The organism is Suttonella sp. R2A3, assembly GCF_021513215.1.
In the GTDB taxonomy this organism is placed as follows: Bacteria; Pseudomonadota; Gammaproteobacteria; order Cardiobacteriales; family Cardiobacteriaceae; genus JAHUUI01.
On the sequence record NZ_CP090975.1, the window covers coordinates 827,031 to 849,697 of the forward strand.

The 22,667-nt window shown below is 42.5% G+C and carries 19 protein-coding genes and 3 pseudogenes; 3 read left to right on the plus strand and 19 right to left on the minus strand.

The genetic code is table 11. The annotated features are described in order from the left end of the window. Positions 1–10 precede the first annotated feature (10 nt). A complete protein-coding gene (gene lpdA, locus L0B52_RS03905) occupies positions 11–1,768 on the plus strand; it encodes a dihydrolipoyl dehydrogenase (protein ID WP_235065238.1) in 1,758 nt (585 codons plus the stop codon). A gap of 97 nt (positions 1,769–1,865) precedes the next feature. Here the strand turns inward: lpdA and L0B52_RS03910 are convergent, their stop codons facing one another. Together L0B52_RS03910 and ubiA are read right to left on the minus strand one after the other, a co-directional pair. Continuing rightward, a complete protein-coding gene (locus L0B52_RS03910) occupies positions 1,866–2,474 on the minus strand; it encodes a hypothetical protein (RefSeq protein WP_235065239.1) in 609 nt (202 codons plus the stop codon). Positions 2,475–2,544: 70 nt separating this feature from the next. Next, positions 2,545–3,411, minus strand: a complete 867-nt coding sequence (gene ubiA, locus L0B52_RS03915) for a 4-hydroxybenzoate octaprenyltransferase (protein WP_235065240.1) — start codon at positions 3,409–3,411, stop codon at positions 2,545–2,547. A gap of 71 nt (positions 3,412–3,482) precedes the next feature. Between ubiA and ettA the strand changes: the two genes are divergently transcribed. Beyond that, complete coding sequence (gene ettA / locus L0B52_RS03920) at positions 3,483–5,147, plus strand: energy-dependent translational throttle protein EttA (RefSeq protein WP_235065241.1); 1,665 nt, start codon at positions 3,483–3,485, stop codon at positions 5,145–5,147. Between the two features lie 80 nt (positions 5,148–5,227). After that, positions 5,228–6,079: an RNase adapter RapZ gene (rapZ, locus tag L0B52_RS03925; protein ID WP_235065242.1), complete on the plus strand. Its 852-nt coding sequence runs from the start codon at positions 5,228–5,230 to the stop codon at positions 6,077–6,079. Between the two features lie 35 nt (positions 6,080–6,114). Here the strand turns inward: rapZ and galE are convergent, their stop codons facing one another. The 17 genes and pseudogenes from galE to L0B52_RS04010 all read right to left on the minus strand — a co-directional run bounded on the left by galE (position 6,115) and on the right by L0B52_RS04010 (position 22,666). Next, on the minus strand, positions 6,115–7,131 hold the full coding sequence (gene galE, locus L0B52_RS03930) for a UDP-glucose 4-epimerase GalE (protein WP_235065243.1): 1,017 nt from the start codon (positions 7,129–7,131) through the stop codon (positions 6,115–6,117). 14 nt (positions 7,132–7,145) lie between these two features. Continuing rightward, positions 7,146–8,360 carry a sugar transferase gene (locus L0B52_RS03935; protein WP_235065245.1) on the minus strand — a complete coding sequence of 405 codons (1,215 nt, stop codon included), beginning with the start codon at positions 8,358–8,360 and terminating at the stop codon, positions 7,146–7,148. Between the two features lie 559 nt (positions 8,361–8,919). Further along, complete coding sequence (locus L0B52_RS03940) at positions 8,920–10,158, minus strand: glycosyltransferase family 4 protein (protein ID WP_235065246.1); 1,239 nt, start codon at positions 10,156–10,158, stop codon at positions 8,920–8,922. An 8-nt stretch (positions 10,159–10,166) separates the two neighbouring features. Beyond that, positions 10,167–11,240: a non-hydrolyzing UDP-N-acetylglucosamine 2-epimerase gene (wecB, locus tag L0B52_RS03945; RefSeq protein ID WP_235065248.1), complete on the minus strand. Its 1,074-nt coding sequence runs from the start codon at positions 11,238–11,240 to the stop codon at positions 10,167–10,169. Positions 11,241–11,322: 82 nt separating this feature from the next. Next, positions 11,323–12,423, minus strand: coding sequence for a non-hydrolyzing UDP-N-acetylglucosamine 2-epimerase (wecB, locus tag L0B52_RS03950; protein WP_409202315.1), 1,101 nt, complete (start codon positions 12,421–12,423; stop codon positions 11,323–11,325). A 44-nt stretch (positions 12,424–12,467) separates the two neighbouring features. Further along, entirely contained in the window at positions 12,468–12,827 is a 360-nt protein-coding gene (locus L0B52_RS03955; RefSeq protein WP_235065250.1) for a hypothetical protein, read from the minus strand. Positions 12,828–12,934: 107 nt separating this feature from the next. Next, positions 12,935–13,450, minus strand: a complete 516-nt coding sequence (locus L0B52_RS03960; protein ID WP_235065251.1) for a hypothetical protein — start codon at positions 13,448–13,450, stop codon at positions 12,935–12,937. Positions 13,451–13,454: 4 nt separating this feature from the next. Continuing rightward, positions 13,455–14,456 carry a glycosyltransferase gene (locus tag L0B52_RS03965; protein WP_235065253.1) on the minus strand — a complete coding sequence of 334 codons (1,002 nt, stop codon included), beginning with the start codon at positions 14,454–14,456 and terminating at the stop codon, positions 13,455–13,457. Positions 14,457–14,577: 121 nt separating this feature from the next. After that, a complete protein-coding gene (locus tag L0B52_RS03970) occupies positions 14,578–14,955 on the minus strand; it encodes a hypothetical protein (protein ID WP_235065254.1) in 378 nt (125 codons plus the stop codon). Between the two features lie 267 nt (positions 14,956–15,222). Further along, positions 15,223–15,348: pseudogene (locus L0B52_RS03975) on the minus strand (UDP-N-acetylglucosamine 2-epimerase (non-hydrolyzing)); the annotation flags it as partial. A 1-nt stretch (position 15,349) separates the two neighbouring features. Continuing rightward, positions 15,350–16,702, minus strand: coding sequence for a polysaccharide deacetylase family protein (locus L0B52_RS03980; protein WP_235065256.1), 1,353 nt, complete (start codon positions 16,700–16,702; stop codon positions 15,350–15,352). Positions 16,703–16,836: 134 nt separating this feature from the next. Further along, entirely contained in the window at positions 16,837–17,790 is a 954-nt protein-coding gene (locus L0B52_RS03985) for a GNAT family N-acetyltransferase (protein ID WP_235065433.1), read from the minus strand. Positions 17,791–17,802: 12 nt separating this feature from the next. Next, on the minus strand, positions 17,803–18,540 hold the full coding sequence (locus L0B52_RS03990) for a class I SAM-dependent methyltransferase (protein WP_235065257.1): 738 nt from the start codon (positions 18,538–18,540) through the stop codon (positions 17,803–17,805). A gap of 198 nt (positions 18,541–18,738) precedes the next feature. Beyond that, positions 18,739–19,803 (minus strand): annotated as a pseudogene (locus L0B52_RS03995) (IS3 family transposase). Positions 19,804–19,881: 78 nt separating this feature from the next. Continuing rightward, positions 19,882–20,161: pseudogene (locus tag L0B52_RS04000) on the minus strand (IS3 family transposase); the annotation flags it as partial. Between the two features lie 165 nt (positions 20,162–20,326). After that, entirely contained in the window at positions 20,327–21,481 is a 1,155-nt protein-coding gene (locus L0B52_RS04005) for a hypothetical protein (protein WP_235065258.1), read from the minus strand. A 549-nt stretch (positions 21,482–22,030) separates the two neighbouring features. After that, positions 22,031–22,666 (minus strand): acylneuraminate cytidylyltransferase family protein, encoded by a 636-nt coding sequence (locus L0B52_RS04010; RefSeq protein WP_235065259.1) that lies wholly within the window; start codon positions 22,664–22,666, stop codon positions 22,031–22,033. Position 22,667: the final 1 nt, after the last annotated feature.

Here is a 22,667-nt window from a genome sequence, read left to right on the forward strand (position 1 = left end):
CGAGGACAACATGGCAACACAACCCATCACCATTCCGGATCTTGGCGATTTTGACGCGGTGGAAGTGATTGAAGTATTGGTCAGCGCCGGCGATAGCGTGAACAAAGATGATTCGTTGATTGTGCTGGAAACCGACAAAGCGAGCATGGACATCCCTGCTGCGCATTCAGGACGGATTACAGAATTAACCGTCAAAGTCGGCGATACCTTGAACCAAGGTGACACAATTGGTCAAATTGAAACGCAAGAAACGGCCAGCGATAACAGCGGCACATCTACAAGCGCACAACCTGCTGAAAGCAAAGCATCAAAAGGCACACCAGCCAGCAAACCGAGCAAAGCGCAAAATAACGCACCGAGTGATGCAGTTGATCTGGTGGTGATTGGCGCAGGACCTGCCGGCTATTCTGCCGCATTCCGCGCAGCTGATTTAGGCCTGTCAGTGACCTTGATCGAGCGCTACGCCACCTTAGGCGGTGTGTGCTTGAACGTTGGTTGTATTCCTTCAAAAGCGCTGCTGCACGTGTGCGAAGTGATCGAAGAATCTGGCTCTGTGGCACACGCTGGGGTGACCTTTAGCGAACCTAAAATCGACCTTGATCAATTACGTGATCATAAAAATGGGGTGATCAAAAAACTCACCACCGGCCTCTCTGGCATGGCAAAAGCGCGTAAAGTGACGGTCATCCAAGGCAGCGCGACGTTTACCGACAGTCACAGTCTTAGCGTAAAAGCCGCTGATGGCGAGCAAAGCATTGCGTTTAAACAAGCGATTATCGCTGCCGGTTCACAAAGCGTGAAGTTGCCATTCATGCCCGAAGATGAGCGGGTGATGGATTCTACTGGTGCACTCGCGCTTGCAGATGTTCCGGAGCGGCTATTGGTCGTCGGTGGCGGGATTATCGGCTTAGAAATGGCTACTGTTTACGCCACCCTTGGCAGCCAGATTGATGTCGTGGAAATGGCTGATGGCTTGATGGCCGGTGCCGATGCTGATTTGGTCAAAGTCTGGGAAAAACGCAACAAAGATCGCTTTGCCAACGTCATGCTCAGCACCAAAACGGTCGATGCGCAGGCAAAAGACGACGGCATTTACGTAACCTTCGAAGGCAAAAATGCCCCAGATGAAGCACAGCGTTATGACCGTGTGTTAGTCGCGGTCGGTCGCTCACCGAATGGCAAAAAGCTCGGCCTTGACGCTTGCGGGGTAAACGTTGACGAACGCGGGTTTATCGCAGTGGATAAACAAATGCGCAGCAACCAAGACCACATCTTTGCGATTGGCGATATCGTTGGCCAGCCGATGCTCGCGCATAAAGGCGTGCACGAAGGACACGTTGCCGCTGAAGTCGCAGCCGGCGAAAAAGCGTATTTTGACGCGCGGGTGATTCCAAGCGTTGCCTATACCTCACCAGAAGTTGCCTGGGTAGGGCTGACCGAAGCGCAAGCCAAAAAAGACGGCACCGCATTTAAAAAAGCGGTCTTCCCGTGGGCGGCTTCAGGGCGTGCGATTGCTAACGGCTGTGAAGATGGCTTTACCAAGCTGATTTATAATCCTGAGAGTGGACGGATAATCGGTGGCGCGATTGTCGGACCCAACGCTGGCGATATGATTGGCGAGATAGCGCTGGCCATTGAAATGGACGCGGATGTAGCCGATATCGGGTTAACCATCCACCCACACCCTACCCTTGGTGAGAGCATTGGCTTGGCCGCAGAAGTTGCAGAAGGCAGCTGTACGGACCTTCCACCACAACGCAAAAAATAATCCAACTCATCGCACAAAAAAAGCGCCGCTGGAGATCATTCGCGGCGCTTTTTTTATGATGGGTTGTGTGGGTTAATTATTGTGGATTGATTAAGCGTTACTCTAAGCCGTCATTAGCACCGCTGACCAACGTAAAGGTTCCATTAAAACTCACTGGCGTTTGCATGCCGATCGCTTCAAGACCAGCAATCTCACGCAAATCATTCACGCCTTTATCCACATCAAGCAAACGCAACTCAACCACGATCGGCTTCAGCGTGAGCACACTAAAACGCTTCTCGCTGAGTTTGGTCACTAAAAGGTTCGCGGTCACATCCGTTTCCGCAGCACCAAAGGTTAGGTGAAGCGACTGCGAGAGGCGTAACTGCTGACCTGCCTTCAACCTTTCAATCTTGTCCATCGCCACGCTCGCTTTAACCAACAGCTGACCACTTTTCACCGCTGAAAAGAGCATCTCTTGGATACGTTGATTACGCACCGTAATCCCGGTATCTAGCGAAGATAACTCAATCTCTGCGCGCATTTTGCCTTCAAAATCGATCACCGCGCTGCTTGGTGAAAACGTATTCAGCTCTGTGGCCGTGCTCGATTGTGGCGCCAATTTAGTGGTCAAAAAGCTCACTTGAATATCATCAGAGCGCCAATACGCAGCCGCTGAAAGCGTCATTCCCGCGCTGATTAGCGCAATCAATAGTTTATGGAACATGTCATCCTCGATTGTTTGTGGTTCAGTTTGTTGTAAGGATTGGTGTTATCGGTTAAATAAGCCGGGGTGGTTACGGTAAATACGCGAGCACCAAGCCCAAAAGCACCGCAGCGCCAACCCAGTTATTATGCGAAAACGCTTGAAAACAGCGCTCACGCTCAAGCGAACGCGTATGGTGCAACTGATAGACCATCAATAGCGCAGCCGCTAGCACACCGAAATAATACCAACCATTGAGTCCAGCCAGTGCCCCGCTAATCAGTAAGCAGAGCACCATCAGCGCCGCCATTGAGCCAATAAAAAGGTGCTCACGACCGCTAGCAAAAATAGCGGCTGATTTCAGCCCCAGTGGAATATCGTCGTCGCGGTCAACCAGTCCATAATACGTATCGTAAACCAGCGCCCAAAAGACGCTAGCGAGAAAAAGAAACAGTCCAGCCCAAGTGATTTTGCCTAAAATCGCGGTATGGGCAATCAAGATTGCGCTAGCAAACGCCACACCAAGCATCGCCTGTGGCGTAGGCAAAAAGCGTTTACAAAATGGATAAATAATCGCCACTGCAGCGCAAAATACCGATAACACCACACTCTGCCAATTCAGCAGTAGCACCAACATAAAGCTGACAGCAAGCAAGCCCACGCCGAGCGCGAGCGCCTCATTCACTGTTGCCTCGCCAGTAGCTAGCGGTCGATGCGTGGTGCGCTGAACCTTGCCATCAAAATTACGGTCTGCGAGATCATTAAACACACAGCCAGCTGAGCGCATCGTCCAGGTACCTAACAGGATAATCAGCACAATCCGCGCTGGCGGCTCACCTGCACCAGCCAGCCACAAACCCCACAAACTACTCCAGGCCAGCAATAATGTGCCGACCGGTCGTTCAAGGCGCATTAAACGAGCATAAACGGAAAGTTTGTTAAGCAAACGTTGTGACATAGTATAGTAGGTGGCTTTTCTGGTAACGATTGAATAGAATAACCGCTTCCATTCACTAATGAAAGTCTGAAATGAGTCAATACGTATTCACCATGAATCGGGTGAGCAAAATTGTCCCACCCGGCAAACATATCCTAAAAAATATCTCGCTGTCGTTTTTCCCTGGCGCGAAGATCGGCATCCTTGGCTTAAACGGCGCGGGTAAATCCACCCTGCTTCGCATTATGGCAGGCATCGACACCGATATCCAAGGTGAGGCGCGACCGCAGCCGAACCTCGACATCGGCTATCTGCCGCAAGAGCCGCAGCTTGATCCTGAGAAAACAGTGCGAGAAGTGGTTGAAGAAGCATTAAGCGATCTGAAGAGCGTGCAAGCAGAGCTCGATGAAGTGTACGCCGCATACGCCGATCCTGAAGCCGATTTTGACGCGCTTGCGGCCAAACAAGCTGAGCTTGAAAACAAACTCTCCGCTGGTGACGGACATGATATGCAACGCCGTATGGATATCGCAGCAGACGCCCTGCGCCTGCCACCATGGGATCAAAAAACCGCTACCCTATCTGGTGGTGAGAAACGTCGCGTGGCGCTGTGCCGCTTATTGCTCTCAAACCCAGACATGCTGCTACTTGATGAGCCAACCAACCACCTCGACGCCGAGTCGGTGGCGTGGCTTGAGCGCTTTTTAGCAGAATTCCCGGGTACAGTCGTTGCGGTAACACACGATCGCTATTTCTTAGACAACGTCGCTGGCTGGATTCTCGAGCTTGACCGCGGCGAAGGGATTCCCTGGCAAGGCAACTACTCTTCATGGCTGGATCAGAAAGAAAAACGCTTGGCCACCGAAGAGAAACAAGAATCAGCGCACCGTCGCGCGCTCAAACAAGAGCTCGAATGGGTGCGCAGCAACGCCAAAGGCCGTCAGAGCAAGAGCAAAGCGCGTTTGGCGCGTTTTGATGAGTTGTCGAGCCGCGAATTCCAAAAACGCAGCGAAACCCAGGAAATCTATATTCCACCAGGCAACCGTTTAGGCGATAAAGTGATTATCGCGGAAGACCTGAGCAAAGGCTACGCACACAAAATGCTCTATGAAGACCTAAGCTTCAACTTGCCACCAGGCTCTATTGTCGGGATTATCGGGCCAAACGGCGCGGGTAAATCCACGCTGTTTAACTTAATCGCCGGCAAAGATACCCCGGATAGCGGCAACATCACCTTGGGCGAAACAGTTGATCTCGCCTTTGTTGATCAATCTCGTGAAGGACTAGACGGCAGCAAAACGGTGTGGGAAGAAGTGTCTGATGGTTTGGATAATATTACCGTGGGTAACTACACCATCCCATCGCGCGCGTATTTAGGCCGCTTTAATTTCAAAGGCGCTGACCAGCAAAAACGCGTCGGTGATTTGTCTGGTGGTGAGCGTAACCGCCTGCATTTAGCCAAGCTTCTAAAAAGCGGCGGAAACGTGTTGCTGCTTGATGAGCCGACCAACGATCTCGACGTGGAAACCTTGCGCGCGCTTGAAGAAGCGATTCTCGCCTTCCCAGGCAGCGCGTTGGTTATCTCGCACGATCGCTGGTTCTTAGACCGGGTTGCCACGCATATCCTCGCCTTTGAAGGCGATTCGAGTGTGTCGTTCTTCCCAGGTACATACAGCGAATACGAAGCCGATCGTCGCAAACGCCTAGGCGAGGTGGCCGATCAACCCACGCGAATTAAATATAAGCGGATTCAGTAAGTAAGATAGGCCACATCGAGCAATCGGTGTGGCGTAGCGATCGAGAAACTAAGCATTAAGTCACGTTAAAGGAGGATTGTATGCTTATCGTCACAGGTCTTGCCGGCGCAGGTAAAACCACCGCGATGCACACCCTTGAAGACATGGGCTATTATTGTATCGATAATTTGCCGAGCAATATGCTCGCGCCACTCGTCGATCGTTTTGCGGCTGCGCATCCGCAGCCGGTTGCGGTAGCCATCGATTCGCGTGATCTCTCCGGCATCAGCCACCTCCCCTCGATCATAAAAGACTTGCGCGATCGTGTGAATATTCAAATCTTGTTTCTCACCGCTGATGACGAAACACTCGTCCGGCGCTTTAGCGAAACCCGACGACCACACCCAGCGCACACTATGGCGCACCAAGAAGAATCCCTACCGCAAGCGATTGCTAATGAGCGACAACTGCTCGGTAACCTCTTTGATCTCGCGGAAATCACCATCGATACCAGTCGTTATAACCTCTATCGTCTAAAAGACCGCATCCGTCAACTACTCAGCAGCAGCGATAACGCGTTAAAAATCACCTTACAGTCGTTTGGCTTTAAACACGGCACGCCAGTGAACGCTGATTATTTATTTGACGTGCGCTTTTTGCCCAACCCACACTGGGATGAAAGCCTACGCCCGTTCAGCGGTCAAGATAAACCAGTGGCTGAGTTTTTAGCGCAATACTCAGAAACCCAAGGCTTTATCGAACACAGCAGCGCTTTTTTAAGCTACTGCCTGCCGCAATTCATCAAAAGCGGCCACCGCGCATATTTAACCATCAGCATCGGATGCACAGGCGGACAACACCGCAGCGTGTATATCGTGGAAACGTTAGCAAAAATCCTCGGCCAAGACTTCCCGAACATCATAGTAGAGCATCGCGATAAGAAACTGGCTTAGACATGCTGTTCTGAAGTATCAAAAACAGAAAGATGCTAACCGCGGTAGCCTTTAGGGTTGTTTGATTGCCAGCGCCAAGTGTCGGTCATCATCGCGTTTAGATCGCGCTCGGCACGCCAACCGAGCTCTGTTGCGGCTTTATGACTGTCTGCATAGCATGTCGCAATATCGCCTGCGCGGCGTGGCACGATTTGATAAGGCACTGCTTGCCCACTAGCTACTTCAAACGCCGCGACCATCTCGAGCACAGAATAGCCGTTGCCTGTGCCTAAATTCCAAACGTGCAGCCCAGCTTCTTTTTCCAGATAACGCAGCGCATCCACATGTCCCTGCGCCAAGTCCAACACATGAATATAATCGCGCACGCCTGTACCATCGGGTGTGTTGTAATCATCGCCAAACACAGAAAGCTGCACCAGTTCACCAATCGCTACTTTACTGATATACGGCACCAGGTTATTCGGGATGTCAGACGGATCTTCGCCAATAAGGCCGCTTTCATGCGCGCCAACCGGGTTGAAATAGCGCAAAGCCGCCATCTGCCAATCGGGTTCTGCGACACTAAGCTCTTGCATCACCTGCTCAACCATCAGCTTCGATAAACCATAAGGGTTGGTTGGGCGCGCGGTTGGGCAACGTTCACTAATCGGCATCTCCGCAGGCTCACCATACACAGTCGCCGACGAGCTAAACACAAACCGCTTCACCCCAGCGACCTTCATCGCTTCAAGCAAATGGATGCTGCCGCCGACATTATTATCAAAATACATCAGCGGTTTTTCCACGCTTTCGCCAACAGCTTTTAACCCGGCAAAATGCATCACCGCGCTAAAATCATAATCAGCAAACAGCTGACCAAGCAACGCACGATCTCGTACATCGCCTTCCACAAACGCAACTTCCGCACCGCTAATCTGCTCGACCCGGTGAATCGCCTCACGAGAGCTGTTAGCCAAATTATCGAGCACCAACACCTGATAACCCGCATCTAATAAGGCCAATACAGTATGCGAACCGATATACCCTGCGCCACCTGTGACTAAAATCATCATTTCATCCTATCTATCTAGCGCGCACCAAAGCCCGTGACCATCGTATGAATCGTTTTGAAAAAAATGAGCAGGTCGAGCGTAAACGAAAAATGCTTGATATAGAAAAAATCATGCTCGACTTTTATTTTCGTTTCGTCTTCATTATCCGCATAACCATGAACGACTTGCGCCCAACCCGAGATGCCAGGCTTCACAATATGACGATAATTATAAAACGGAATCGTTTGTTCGAACTGATCAACAAATACTTTTTGCTCAGGACGCGGGCCAATCAGGCTCATATTGCCTTCTAATACATTAAATATTTGCGGCAGTTCATCGATACGCGATTTACGAATAAACTTGCCCACTCTCGTGACACGCATATCATTTTCGCTGGCCATTTTAGCACCTTGTGCCTCAGAATCATGACACATACTGCGGAATTTATACATTATAAACTCTTGACCGCCCTGCCCAACGCGCTTTTGCCTAAATAGAACACGGCCCGGGCTTTCCAAACGGATTAATAGCGCCGTAATCGTCATAATAGAGCCCGTCAGCGGTAGGCTTATCAGCACCAAAAGTACATCAATCAGATATTTAATCACCATATAATCTTTAGACGGCAACAATGAGCCTAATTCATTTTCATAAAGATGCTTGATGCGCACGCGTCCGGTTAGCGATTCGCGAATATGGCGATGATGATACACTGGTACGCCCTGCAGCGTCTGCTCTGCGATAAATCGCTCCCAATCGCCATCTAACACACCACTATGCAAATCCGCAACGATCCCGGTGACTGGTTGCGCCAGCTCTGGTGATTCCAGCTGTAACCATTGCACAAAAGGAATTTGTGGCGGCAAATCTTCTGCGTGCCCTAGAGGAATGTAGGCCAACGTATGCACTTTGTTTCTCTGTATCACCATCTCAGTGAGAAATAAGAAGATAACAATCAGCGTGGTCGACAATACAATATATTTAAGCGAGAACGGCAAACCAATCAGTTTGATAATCAGCAACGTAACAATCAGCCAAAAAACAGCAAGCGGCAGAATATACGTCGCCGCGCTAATGCCTGGAAAGCGGTTAAAATAATACCGAGAAATCAGCGTGGCCAATAGCAACCAAGCTGATGCTGCAAGACTAACAATCAGACCCATTGTGAAATAGCGTGGAAAATACTCCCACCAAAAGAATAACGATGGCAACCACACACACAACACAAGCCCCAGCAAAAGCTGCATAGGAAGAAAACGAAGAAAATTAAAATTGATTTTGTTTCTTATCATGAATTGAAATTGCCTAAAAACATCGTTCAAAAGTGGTCAGCCGTTCAACAACCCACCAATAAAAAGTCTATTATAGTTTTGTTTCAATCTAGTATATAGCAATTAATGACTCATTATCGCGCACCGTAACTTTCTAGCAAAAGATGTACATATAAGCGCAAACTCACTCAACGGGTTTAAAAAGCCATACTTCTCAAATCGAGCTGTATAGCTTCTGATTTTTAACTGAATTGTTTTAACATAAGGCTTTATTACTAATGGACTAACGAACTCTACCCACAGCAAAATACCGTTCAAAAAGTGTGATGATGATTAGAGCGGTTTAACAAACAAAACCAGGCAGTTGCTCACCTAGTCTTCAACTGTAAAAATAAAAAAAACCTGTATCAAACGCTCCATAATATTCTTACACGCAAACTTTCCTAGTTAGACATGCAGCAAAAATATAATAATTAGCAACACAGGCGATAACAGCAATAAAACACTCACTGATACGACAATATCGAAAGAGCGTTCAATCATCAAACAAAACCTTTTCTAGCTTTTGCGCCAACATACCGTATTCGTATTGTTCTAATGCTGCTTTGTGGCCATTTTGCCCCATTTGCTTAAGATCTTCTCCAGGCATTTGATAAAGCTGCAAAATAGCATCAGCTATAGCTTGAGGGTTTTCGGGTTCTATTTGTAATCCAGCCTGTGCGTCACTCACTGGTGTATATGCACCCGACTCTATTGCATATAAAACTGGCTTACCTGAGTAGAGATAGTCGAATAGCTTGTTTGGTGACACCCCAAATCTAAATAAAGGGTCTTTTGTCAACCCGATAAAGCAAGCATCAAAACAAGCTAACATAGCCTGTATTTGCACTTTAGAAATTGGATCTATAAAAACCACATTAACTAAATCCTTATCTCGAACCAACTTTTGTAATGCTTCTTTTTCTTTACCACCGCCCACTAGCACAAAGGCAATACTTGAGTTATCTTTAAGCAGCTCTGCAGCTTCTATTAGCGTATCCATCGCATTAGCTACACCCAGTGTACCTGTGTAGCCGATAAGAAACTTATTTTTAGGAAGCAATACTTCCACTTCTGCATCAAGCGGAGTGTTTTGGTTCACTTCATCCAAAGAAAAGCCATTTGGTACCCATGTAAATTTTTTTCTGTCTAGCCCATGCTCAACCATATGTTCCACGGAGTTTTTAAGGTTTGAAACGACTCTATCAGAGTCTTTATAAGCTTTGTTTTCCACCCACTGCATAAAACGGACAAAAGGGTGATTTCGTGAGTAGCCGCCTATCTCTATCAAAGATAGAGGCCAAATATCACGCACCTCAAATACCAGCTTGGCTAAGAATTTTCTTGCCAATCGCTGTGCACCCAAAAAGGAAATAAGTGATAGTGAAGAGCACAAAACAGCATCGGGTTTATCTGGTATCAGCTGAGCTAGCTTTTGTATACGCCAAGGGAACAAAAACCAATTAATCGCCCGTTGTTTACTGTGTGCTTCAGAAAAAGGTGGTACTTTTACCCAAACAAAGGTAAAACCTTTATGATTTTCAAAGCTAAAATCTCCATCAAACTCAGGCTGTTTACGCAACAAATGCGTTGCAGCAGCCGCAATCACATACACTTTATAACCTTGTTTGGCTAACTCTTCACCAAAATAGTAGTGTCGCCCAGCATAGCCTGTTTCAGGTGTAGAAGCGTATTGGTTGATAATCCATACGGTTTTGCCATTATTGCTTTGCATAGTTAATATTAAATCTCGATTAATTTTAATTGTTCTACTATCCGCTTAGCCGCCACGCCACCGCCATACAAGCTGTTTTCATCTTCAACCACACGGCCAAGTTTTTTGCCTGCTGCATTGATAATGGCTTGAGTGTCTGCGCCTACCAGTTCGTTTGCACCTGCTTCGATAAGTTCAACCCACTCGGTTTGATCACGCATGGTAACGCAGGCTTTATTAAAGAAAAATGCTTCTTTTTGTACGCCGCCACTGTCGGTAAGTACGAGGCCTGCATGTTGTAGTAGCCATATCATTTCTAGGTAGCCAACTGGGTCTATCACCTGTACATCTAATGATAACCCTTGTTTAGCAATAACGTTTCGCGTGCGTGGGTGTAGTGGTAAAACGACAGGCGCAGTATTTTTGTGCAAATGGTTAAGCGCTTCGATAATGGCCGCTAAACGTTCTGGGTTGTCTGTGTTTTCTGCACGGTGAAGGGTCGTTAAAATAAACCCATCAGCTACATTAAAATCTTTAGGCTGCGCAGCTTGTTTAGCAAAAAACATGGCACTATCTTGCATTACATCCCCGACTTGCTGTATTTCGGCCAATTTACTAGCAAACCCTTCGTTGTATAAATTAGTCACAGCAGAGTCTGTTGGACAAAACAGTATGCGACTAATTTGGTCGGTAAGTATGCGATTTATTTCTTCTGGCATACGTATATTAAAGCTACGCAAGCCTGCTTCCACATGGGCTACCGGTATATGCAGCTTAGCTGCTGCCAAAGCCCCTGCAAGGGTTGAGTTAGTATCGCCGTATACCAACACCCAATCAGCTTTTTCTTTTAGTAACACCTTTTCTATCTCAATCAACATGCGGCCTGTCATATCACCATGACTACCACCATGAATATCTAGCTGATAATGAGGACGAGGGATACCAAGCTGGTTAAAAAACACATCCGACATATTGGCATCAAAATGCTGGCCAGTATGCACCAATACCTCTGTTAGCTCGTCAGTTTCTTGAATAGCTCTGGACACCACACTGGCTTTTATAAACTGTGGACGTGCGCCGATGATGGTTAGGATTTTTTTCATTTGAAATTCTTTTTCAGCTCCGAAATTACACGGAAAACCGAAGTAATTTTAGCATCTGTGCTATATAGCGGGTTACTAAAACTCATGATTTCATTAAGTGCTCAGCACTAAACTCAATAATTCTTTGGCTTGCTCTCCCATCACCGTATGGGTTATGTGCACGCGACATAGCTTCATATAAAACATTGTCACTCAGCAGCATCTGTACTTCTTCTTTAATGGTTTTAACTTTAGTGCCCACCAGTTTTACGGTACCCGCTTCTACTGCTTCTGGTCTTTCTGTAGTATCACGCATCACTAACACAGGCTTACCTAATCCAGGTGCCTCTTCTTGTACACCACCACTATCGGTAAGTACTAAGTATGAACCTTGCATAAGCTGCACAAATGGTCCATAACCTAAAGGTTTAATAAGATGCACATTGGCAAACCCACCTAGCAAGCGTTTAACAGGCTCTTGCACGTTAGGGTTTAAATGTACAGGATAAATAAAATGGGTCTCTGGATTGACGGTGGCCAAATCACATAAAGCTGCACAAATACTTTCAAAACCCAAGCCAAAATTTTCACGACGGTGACCAGTAATCAGCACATAACGATTATTAAGAACCTGCGTATCCAAACCTGCATCTTGTAAAGCGAGGGCAATGCGATGTTTTAAATCGGTGGAACTTTCAATTTTTTTCACCACCCACTGCAAAGCATCAATTACAGTATTGCCGGTAACTATAATAGCGTTGTCACTCACTTGATTATGCAGTAGCGCTTTACGGTTGCGTTCCGTAGGTGCGAAATGCAAAGCTGCCAAGCAACCCGTTAATACACGGTTAGCCTCTTCAGGCCAAGGGGAATACAAGTTACCAGTACGCAAGCCAGCTTCCACATGACCTACAGGAATTTGCTGGTAAAAGGCTGCTAGCGATGCTGCAAAGGTAGTGGCAGTGTCACCATGCACTAGCACCATATCAGGCTGGAAATCTTTTAATACATCACGCAAACCCAACAACACACCTGATGTAATATCATACAAATCTTGGTCTGTTTTCATTAGATTTAAGTCATAATCAGGGGTGATTTCAAATAATTCTAATACCTGATCAAGCATCTCACGATGCTGAGCAGTTACACACACCTTAGCATCAAAGCGATTGTCAACGCTTAACAGTCTAACCAAAGGCGCCATTTTAATGGCTTCAGGTCGTGTACCGAAAACACATATTATTTTTTTCACCACCCTGCCCCCGAAATACCAATTTTATGTATAATCTCCTGAAAATCCTCATCAAAATCAAAAGAAATTTTTTCTTTACATTTTAAAGTAGAAATCTCTTGCATAAACCCTAGGACTTCGCCGGTTTGAAAAAATATGTAGTCACAATAGCCACTATCTTTTAATGAATAATTTGAATTTCCGATAATATACAAGCCAGCAGCCAAGTATTCATATACTTTTGTTGGTGCACAAAACTTAACGTTTAGAGGGTGATTTTCGTATGATAACAAACCAGCGTCAAAAAAATCATACAGCCCAAGAACTGTGCTATGTGGCAAATTCCGCAAAACTAAAATTGATTCACTTTCGGGCATTAACACTTGACTTTGAGTAATAACACACAAACCATATTCATTCTGATTAGCAAACTTCTCAATAACACCGCTAATCTCTCTTCCTTCACCTATTGCCCCCGCAATTACTAAAGTTGCTTTAAACTTTTTGGTGAATAATTCAACAGCTTTATTTTCAGGGTTATTTTTAGCCCCCCCCCTTCTAAAGTTCGGGGAATATTCTTTAAAATAGCTGTTTTGTCAACATCGAGCCATTTATATTTGTCAAGATAAAAATTCCTACGTAACAAATTGGGGAAAATAACCAACTCTGATCCCTTGAGTGCTAAACGATGACAAATCAAAAAAACTAAAAACCTAGCTATTCTTTTGGGATTATTTATATCAATCTGGTATTCGTACATTTCTAGTGAGTGAAATATTTTTTTTGCCTTCACTCCAAAGAATGAAAAAAGAATGTAGGCTATTGGGTCATCATGATACACATAATCAAACTTTTGCTTAGCAAATGTCTTCCGCATCTTAAAAACAGAAGCAAAAGGTATTACGCTTACATCTGCAATAGAGCTTAGAAAATACAAAATATTTTTTACTATTACGTGCTTCTCAGCATTGTTTCTGGTATAAAATAGGATTTTCTGCAACGTGCTACTCCTGATTATATATATTGAATAATGTTTTAGCCCAGACTTCTATACTAAATTCTTTTATAATTTTATTTCTGGCACCTTCTGATAGCCTCAACAGAGTTTTTTTATCTTGTAAAAGGGTAGATATACGATTAGCTATATCTTGACTATCAAAAGCACACACAAACCCACTTACTCCATTGTCAACAACTTTAGCAGCACCATCACCTTCAGTTACTATAGGGACACATGAGGATGCCATTGACTCTAGAAGTGAATAATTTGCATAAATAACATCAGAGGGTAGAACGAATATTTTCGACCTCTTAATATACTCAAGAGCATCGGTTCTAAAAGGCATTACTTCAACACAATCTGATAGGTCGTATTTCTCTATATATTTTAGCGCATCTTCTTCAGCGGTCCTATCTGGAACTTGAGCATTAGACTGCAAGCTATGAAAGCCCATCATTTTACAGTTTAGAAAAATGCCTTTATCCTTCAAAATACTCAACGCACCTAAAAAAAGTAATGGGTACCTCATCTTCCTAACTGTATTAACATAGATGACATCAATATTTTTCAATTCCAATTTAGGTAAAGCAAGGATTGGTACTGCATTATGCAGATGGTGTACCTTATGAGACAAATTCCATTTATCTAAATATTCGAGCATATGCAGTTCTTTAAATATTATTTTATCAGCCAGCTTTAAAGATAGAAAAAACCCTAACCTTTTAAATCGCCTTTTTATACTTATCTTACTTTCACCACGCTCAACAGGTAAAAGCTCCATGCCAATAATAAAAATAATGACTTTTTTACGTATTAAGAATGCAAACAAAGAATAAAAAAATGTGAGGAGACCTGTATCATAAACCTCGACGCAGTCGATTTTATTTTTCCATATATAAATAAAGTAATGGAACAATCTTTTAATCGGGCTTGTGGGGACCTCAATTACTCTTGCACTACTCTCAAAATCAAACTTATCATTCAACACCAAGTACGAATAGTTCATATCATACTTCCTACATGACTCAGACTGATAATTTAACTTATGAGGAAAATATGCATGACCAACTGAACAAATATTCATTATATTTACCTCTGCTCCACCCTATACCAATTTGACTTTACCATTATTGCTTGCAAAATTTATGAAGCTTATTATTTCTTATTCTAATTTTACCCGTTACAGACAACATCGTAAAAACAATCACAGAAACAAATATCAGATAAAAGTCAATTAAATACCCACCAAAGCCTATAAGCGATAGATTTTTTAGGTGGAAGGCAACCCATACAGTAAAGGCAATAGTTAAAGGATTTAGCTCTAACTTGGAGAGACAAACAAATAAAGCTACGGTCACCAGGTTGACAATACCAACTTGGTTTAGCTTCTCACCAGCTACCTTTAGCAAAAAAACATACTCAAAGGTGTAAGCAGAAAAAGCATCCAAAAAATAATATCTAACGCAAAATCCCCCTAAGCTTTTAGTAATTATATTTTCATACATCTATTTATGTGCCTTTGATCAGATGAAATAAGAATTATGCAACAGCAGTGCAATCCTCTTATCTTAATACAACCAGAACTGAATTATAAAAAGTTGCTATAACTCGATACTAGTACATATAACTAATTATATTGGGATTAAACAGGTTTAAACACTCAGCCACCTCCCCGAAAAGATAAATTTCGAGTACTAATACTACAAATGATATGACAACAAAAAGCATATTTCTTAAAAATTACTTAGTTAAAAATCACCATCTGTGTAGGTATCAAAGTTCTGGGCGGTATGCACCAGTACTTCTGTTAGCTCATCCTTTTCTTGAATGACTTTAGACACCACACTGGCTTTTATAAATTGCAGCCCAGCGCCAATGATGGTTAGGATCTTTTTCATATCAGCTTTCTATTATTTTCTGGTAGATTTGTTTGTCTTCATTAGAGTTAAAGTGGCTATTGTGCCATAGCAATGTAAAACAGCCCGATACCTTTTGGCATTTATTTTTTAATTCTAAGAATTTAGCAATAGCTTCTTGTGTACAACCCAAGTTCATATAGCGCTCAGCTATCACCGTACATTCCATTGCGATCAATGGTCTCACGCGTATATCTAATTGTTGTTGTGTTGTTGGGTTAAAAGCTGGGTATTCAAAACAGGTGCCACATCTAAAGCCTGGACGATCAGCATAGCTCAGGGTGGTATCGTAAGTCATGCCGGCATCATTCCAGGCCTGTAACGTTGTTGGGTGCTGCCAACGTAAATAGTGCATTCTACCCCCTAACATGGGTTGCTCAATCCCCTCTTCTTGTAACACTTGACGCAACTGGTCAGCTTCTTGTTTGATCAATTCAGGAGTTTGATAGGTGTTATAACTTGGATGCAATCCAATCTCATGACCACGTTCATGCATTTTTTTTATTAAGTTTTTGATAGCCTGGTTTTCTGGCTCATAATCCGCATCTAGCTCACTAGTACGTCCACAGATAAAATAAAACGCACTGGTAAGATTATTCACCTCGGAAACATCCATCAACCAATCAAAAGTATTGTGTGGATCTTGATTATGTAAACGACTACCAGCAGTAACCTTTATATAAGGCGATTGAAAGAAGGATTTAAGGTCATGGCGCTTTAGTAAATGACCACCCATCATACGAATAATAGTTTTCCAAGATTTGAATTGATATAAGCTCGGTGAGTCAACGTCGTGACTCACCTTCATACTAAATTGGTGTTGTTTTAGCTTTATGTTAGGCCATACTTTTTCTATGACTTGTCCCAGCACGTACAGCCATTCATCGACAATTGGGCGTTCTAAGTAATCGTATTTATAAGCATGGGAGTGTATTGCTGGAAAGCGCTCATGGTTATCTAAATCTTTACGTCCAATTTCTTCAATTCGGTTAAGCATCCAGTAGGTTAGGCCAAGGATGTCGTAGTGAATAACTGCGTGGTCTGCTTGGTACTCAATAAGCTGCACAGGCAACTCATGGACGCAAGGTGCAACTAACGGCTGACCTAATACGCTAACCCAGCCTTCTTTAGTTGCTTCCCAGTAGGCACAAGGGAAGTCTGAGCTGGATTGGTGGAAAGCATCTTCTAACTTGGGAAACAGGATATGACCTTGTTCGCTGTTGACTAAGGTTAGCTTAAGGCTGTTTTGAGGTTGGGTAAGGGTAAAAGACTGACCAAAACGTTCTTTTAAAATTAAAGAAAGCCAGTTAAGGACTTGGGCTGAGAAGTAGGGCATAGTTAAAACCTTTGTGGGCCACAGAATGACGCGGAAAAACACAGAATTTTCATTGTTAAGGTTGGGGGGCCAAGAAACCTACTAAAAACACGAAAATTATTAAATTGAAAATACATGCAAAAATATAGTGTTACTTATTTGCGTATTCCTTGTAGGAATTTGTATGCTTTTAGCAGCTTGGAGTTGGTTTTGCTTACAGTAAAATAAGGTATTTGTTTTGCGCCAAAACCACGGAAAAAACGTTCAACAGGTTCAATCATAGAGCCTTCAAAATCGAAGCTTTTAGTGACTGTTGCTGCAAACTGTATAGCTTCCCACATGCAAAGACTTGTTGCACCACTATTGCGTAGGTCTGGGTCACCACCACCCATTAGGTAGTAAGCCGAATTATCGTCCCAAACCAAATACACTGCCGCGTGGTGTCTTCCTTCTTCATCAACAGCAATAAAAATACGTCTGGAGTTGTTCTTTTCTAATGCTGCATCTAATTTATTAACATATTCTCGTGTGTAAGGTAGAGCCATTCCTTGGCGCTGAAATACTTTTTCATTTAGGTTTAAAAATTCATCAACAGTTAAATCAGTGCGAACTTTAACCCCTTCTTTATTTTGTGCTTTTCTTATATCAGTACGAATTTTTGCTTCAAATCCATCCCATACTTTTTCTACGTTAGTTAAAACCTCTATGCGGTAAGTATAACGTGTGGTTTGTTCGTAACCTAACCAATATAAAGGTAGCCAGTTGGTTCGGGTGTGATGCCAATTTTGGCTATAGTAGGCTACTTTAGGTAATTGTTGAAAAAGCTTTTGTAATAACTCTTTTTCTTGTGAAAGCTGCTTTGCGTATTTTGCCATACTTGGGCGCAACCATGGGCCAAGGGTTTGGGTTAAAGTCGGCTGACTTATAGACGTTAAACCAAAATACTGACGAGTAGTAAAAGGTAAAGTTGCTTGAATCATACCATTTTTCTCAACCAACGCCACATTCCAGTTATCCCCCACCACAGAGTCTAGCCACCAGGCCTGGCTAAAAATAGGAATGCTTTTCTCATGCTTGCAAAATAAACGGTATTTTTCTTTATTGGGCATCAATTTCACAAATTAATCATTTCTTTTTTTGGATAAAATAACATGGTATCTGTATTCGTAATATTTAGAACTAAACATTTTACAATCCAAATCATTCTCATCAGCTAATTTTTTAAAAAAAACAGGCAAATAACCATACCCCATACTTGTTGAAATTTTTCTATGGGACTTACCGCTTTCAAAAATATGTTTAAATAAAGACAACATCACCCCTAATATTGTTTTTAACTCTCGAATAACCTGCTTAACATTTTGTTGCTTAATTTTTGAATCATACCTAGAACCACTTATACTTAAATTATAGTAGTTAAGATAATTAATAGTATCAAACAATAGCAAACTCTCCACATGCCTATTCTCTTTAAACCTAGTGACAAGTATATTTAGTTCACTGGGGTCTAGGTATTGACTTAATGACTGAGTAGAAATCCAACCTTTAGAGTTTAATTCAGGTAAAAAATCTAAAACATTCCCTACTTTTAAATTACATTGATTACCAATTCGTTTTTTAGCTTGGCTAAGCATTGACTGTGAAAAATCTAATCCAATATCAATCTTTAAATCTTGATTTAAATAAGAAGAAAGTAATTCTCCTGCTCCGCAACCCAAATCTGCAACTGGCTCACAATTTAAATCCTTAATATAATTAATATGCTCCCTAGCTTTTCTAGAATAGAACTCTAGATCATTATAGCGCTGACCACTACTTTCTTTTTGCTTCCAATATCCTAAAAACTCTTTACTTCCCATTTGACACACTAATCATTTATTAAACAAACTTTCATATATATTAACATTTAAATAAGGAATCAGCTTATTTATTGGAATCTTACTCTTAATACCAGCTTCAGCATCAAAACTATTATCTAATTCCTTTATAAATATATTGTAATCCCCCCATTTTAAGCAGCAGCTATTAGTAGAAAGTTATGCTGTCTTCAATAGCATTCACGGTGGCACACCGCCAATAGCCATGTTAGGACGTTCATTATTGTACTGCCATAACCACTTTGTGGCTAAGCATTGTGCTTGCTCAACTGTCTCGAAGATATTTAGATCCAGCCATTCATGGCGTACCGTGCGATTAAATCTTTCGATATAAGCGTTCTGCGTTGGATTTCCAGGTTGAATATAAATCACGCTTATCCGGTTTTTATTGGCCCAGTCAATCAACGCCTGCACAATGCATTCAGGCCTGTTGTCACAACGAATCGCTGCAGGTTTGCCTCGTTCTTCAATCACGCGACCTGAAGCCCTGATTACCCTTGCTGCAGGCAAAGATAGATCAACATCAATACACAAGCCTTCACGATTAAAATCGTCAATCACGTTGAATGTTCTCAGTGTTCGTCCATCCTCAAGGCTGTCACTCATAAAGTCCATCGACCAGACCTCATTTATGGCTACAGGTTCGCTCAACGCATCAGGTTTATCACGCTTGATTCGACGTCTGGGTTTAATGCGTAGATTCAGCTCAAGCTCTCTGTAGATGCGATACACGCGTTTATGATTCCAGCCGTAGCCTTTTACATTGCGCAAATACAAATAACACAGGCCAAAACCCTAGCGCTTATTGGTTGTGGTCAGACGCAGAAGTCAGTCTGCAATCAAGCCATTTTCACCTGACAGTTTTGCTTTGTAGTGATAACAGCTTTCATTGATACCCAGACAGTCACAGGCAAAGCGAATACTGATGTTATACTTCTCTATTGCATGCATCGCCATCTCCTTGCGATGAGATGGCTTTATAACTTTCCCTCAAAGGTTTCCTGTCGAATCTCGGCCTTAAAACGTTCTTCCACATACATTTTTTTCAGACACCTGTTTTTCTTCTTCAAGCGCTTTCAACCACTTCATCATCGAGGCATCCATACCACCAAACTTAGAACGCCATTTATAAAACTGGGCTGAACTCATGCCATGCTCTCGGCATAAATCTGCAACAGCTACACCGTTTTCATTTTGTTTTAATATTGCCAGTATCTGGCTGTCTGAATATCTTGATTTTCTCATCGAAAACTCCTCATTGCTCTATGATAGAATTTTCTACTTAAAACTGCTTCGGTTCTTTTGGGGAGGGGAAATTACAACCACATCTGTCTTTACATTCTCGTGGGTTGGCTGAGGCACTTTATAAAGCCAATCGTGGTTTAAACTACCGAAGAAACGCTCGACTATAGCATTATCCCAGTAAGCTCCCTCGACCCCATACTCGCCCGCACCTTGTAGTTGCGAAGTAATTTGCGAAAGCACTGACTAGTGTACTGTGGAAAATCAGTCCAATAGGCGGTTGCCTAAGGTTGTAACACCTAGTCAGCGCTTTGCGTACAATGTCCGTGGTCATGCGTTTGTCAATATGCCACCCGACAATACATCACGAGCACAAGTCCATAACTACGGTAACTGTCAACATAGTCGTCGTGTTTAAGCAATCAACTCTTTAATAATTAACCGCCTTTTCCGGCAACTTCCATCCCATTATTTGAGTGTTGTGGTTATTATCTAAATTCAGGCATATTGACTTGATAGTCAGTTATTATGAAACATGAAAAGGAATACCTTTTAATTCCTCTCCCGCGAGAATTCTATTAAGATAATCGACCATCCTGCTAAAAGTATCCATATCTGTATATTCACAATGATATGGTAAGAAATCATTTAATCTAGACTGCTCTGGTGCGTGGCTTTTGACTGCTAGCATCAATTCTTCTGCACTAGAACACACCTTAAAAAATTTTGAAAACTGCAAAAAATCTTCCCCGTAGTCACTATACCTAATAATAATAGAGTCTAACCCCCTTAATCCATAGTCAATAACTGAGTTTGATAGCATAGTTAAATGAACTGAAGCATAAGATGCCAACTCATCCTTGTTGTGTCCAGAAGGAAGTACAATAAGATTTATCAATTTTTTATATTTGTGCCAAAAGACATTAACAGTTTCGCAAGGATGTAGGGTAACAATAATTAATGTATTAGGATCTTTCTTTGCAAAATCAACTACCATCTCATGTGTTAACTCTAATAACTTTTGAACGGCTGTATTTTTTGTAAATGCCGAGGAATAAATAACCACCCGTTCAAAATTAGAATTAGAAATTTTAGCAACATGCTCACTACTCAACTTTAAGCCATCATCAATTTCACACATTAATGGCCCTATTTTAACAAGCTTAGTACTACCAGAGTGAATGTGAATACCTACACCTCTATTTAAGTTATCTATAGAAGAATCGCCATAAATAAAATAATAATCGAAATCTATAATACTATAGTTCGATCCAGTGCCAATAACGCAATGTGGTATATTTATTAACTTAGCGCCAGAGTATTTTTTTATTGCAGCTGATAGCCCCCAAGCATTTTCCATATGAATAATTAGTTTTGATTTATGCATCCCAAGCCCTCGTCCATAAGCCGATCTTAGCATGGGTTTAATTTTAGATTTCTGAAATATAAACTCTGGTTTACCTAATAGTGTATAAGCCAACAAATTTAATCTGTTTTTAATTATGATTTTAGAGACCCCATTTAACTCTTTAGCCAGGTTCATATTAAATAATATACTGCTATCTAAGCACTGCGAAATTAATAGGATATCTTTCTTTCTTATGAAAGGCTTTGTTAGGATAATAAAAACTCGACTAAAAGAAACGAATAAAATGTAAAAAAATAAATTATTTCTCATCATAAAGAAATCTCATAGTAAACTATCAAACTATGCTCTGTTATACATATAAAAACATCATAATAAACACGATAATGTAATATTTTAGTAGTATAGATTAGAGACCCGGAGCAAGACTACGGGAGCCTCAATTCTATCATAGGGCTTAACGACAGATAATTGCTATTAAGACTCATCCTCTTCTGTTTACGTTTGATATCGGTATTGAGCGCTAAGTGGCAAATGGCCACCATGCTTCCGCCAATTTGATCTCAACACCCACTCTTAAAAAGACAGTGAATGTACCACATGCCCATATACAGTTAGCAATATAATTGTTACTCGATTGACCAATGCGAACTCGTAAACAGATCTTTCTCTGCCAAGCCAAGTTGAGTTCCCTTTGAGCATAGCCGACTTCCAGAATACTATAACCGCTAGCGTCTTACTACTGGATCTAATCTCCTCACGACTTTCTATGCTGCCGATAACCGCCGTGACAACTGAAAAAAGAATATCCACGAGTTTGTGCTCGATTTTCCATTGCCACCAGAGCTCAATACCCGCTATTGTTTAACCTCGTATATCATTAAATAAAAACTCCACCCACTTAAAATCCATCTCCGTATCTATGTCAACCGAGCTATGCATATCCATTTTATAGGCAAAAATATTATTTTTAATAAAGAATGATTTTTGTTTTAAAAGACTAGATATCCTACAAATATAAAGAGCGCCATTAAGCCTATAGTACACGGGTAGATCTTGACTGCGTTGACTATAAACTTCATCACGCAAAAAATTATCCATACTGAAACTAGCTGGAAGCGTATTGGTCCATAAGGGGCTGTGCTCTGTTTCACATACCGATATAACAGCATCAGAATTTTTCGATTCCAATAATTCAATAGCTTCATCAATATGCTTTGCGTTACGTAATGGACTTGTCGGTTGTAACATCACCACATATTCATAGCCTTGATTGTTGTCTATGGCATGCTTCACAGCATCAAAGCTGGTTGCTGTATCTGTTGCTAAATGGTCTGGTCTTTGTAGCGCTGTTACTAAATAGGTTTTTGCAATATCTAACACTTCAGCGTTGTCACTTGTTACCACAACTTTAGATATATGTTTACTTTCTAACGCAGCCTCAATAGTCCATGCAACCAAAGGTTTTCCTGCTAAAGGTAAGATGTTTTTCCTTAGCAAG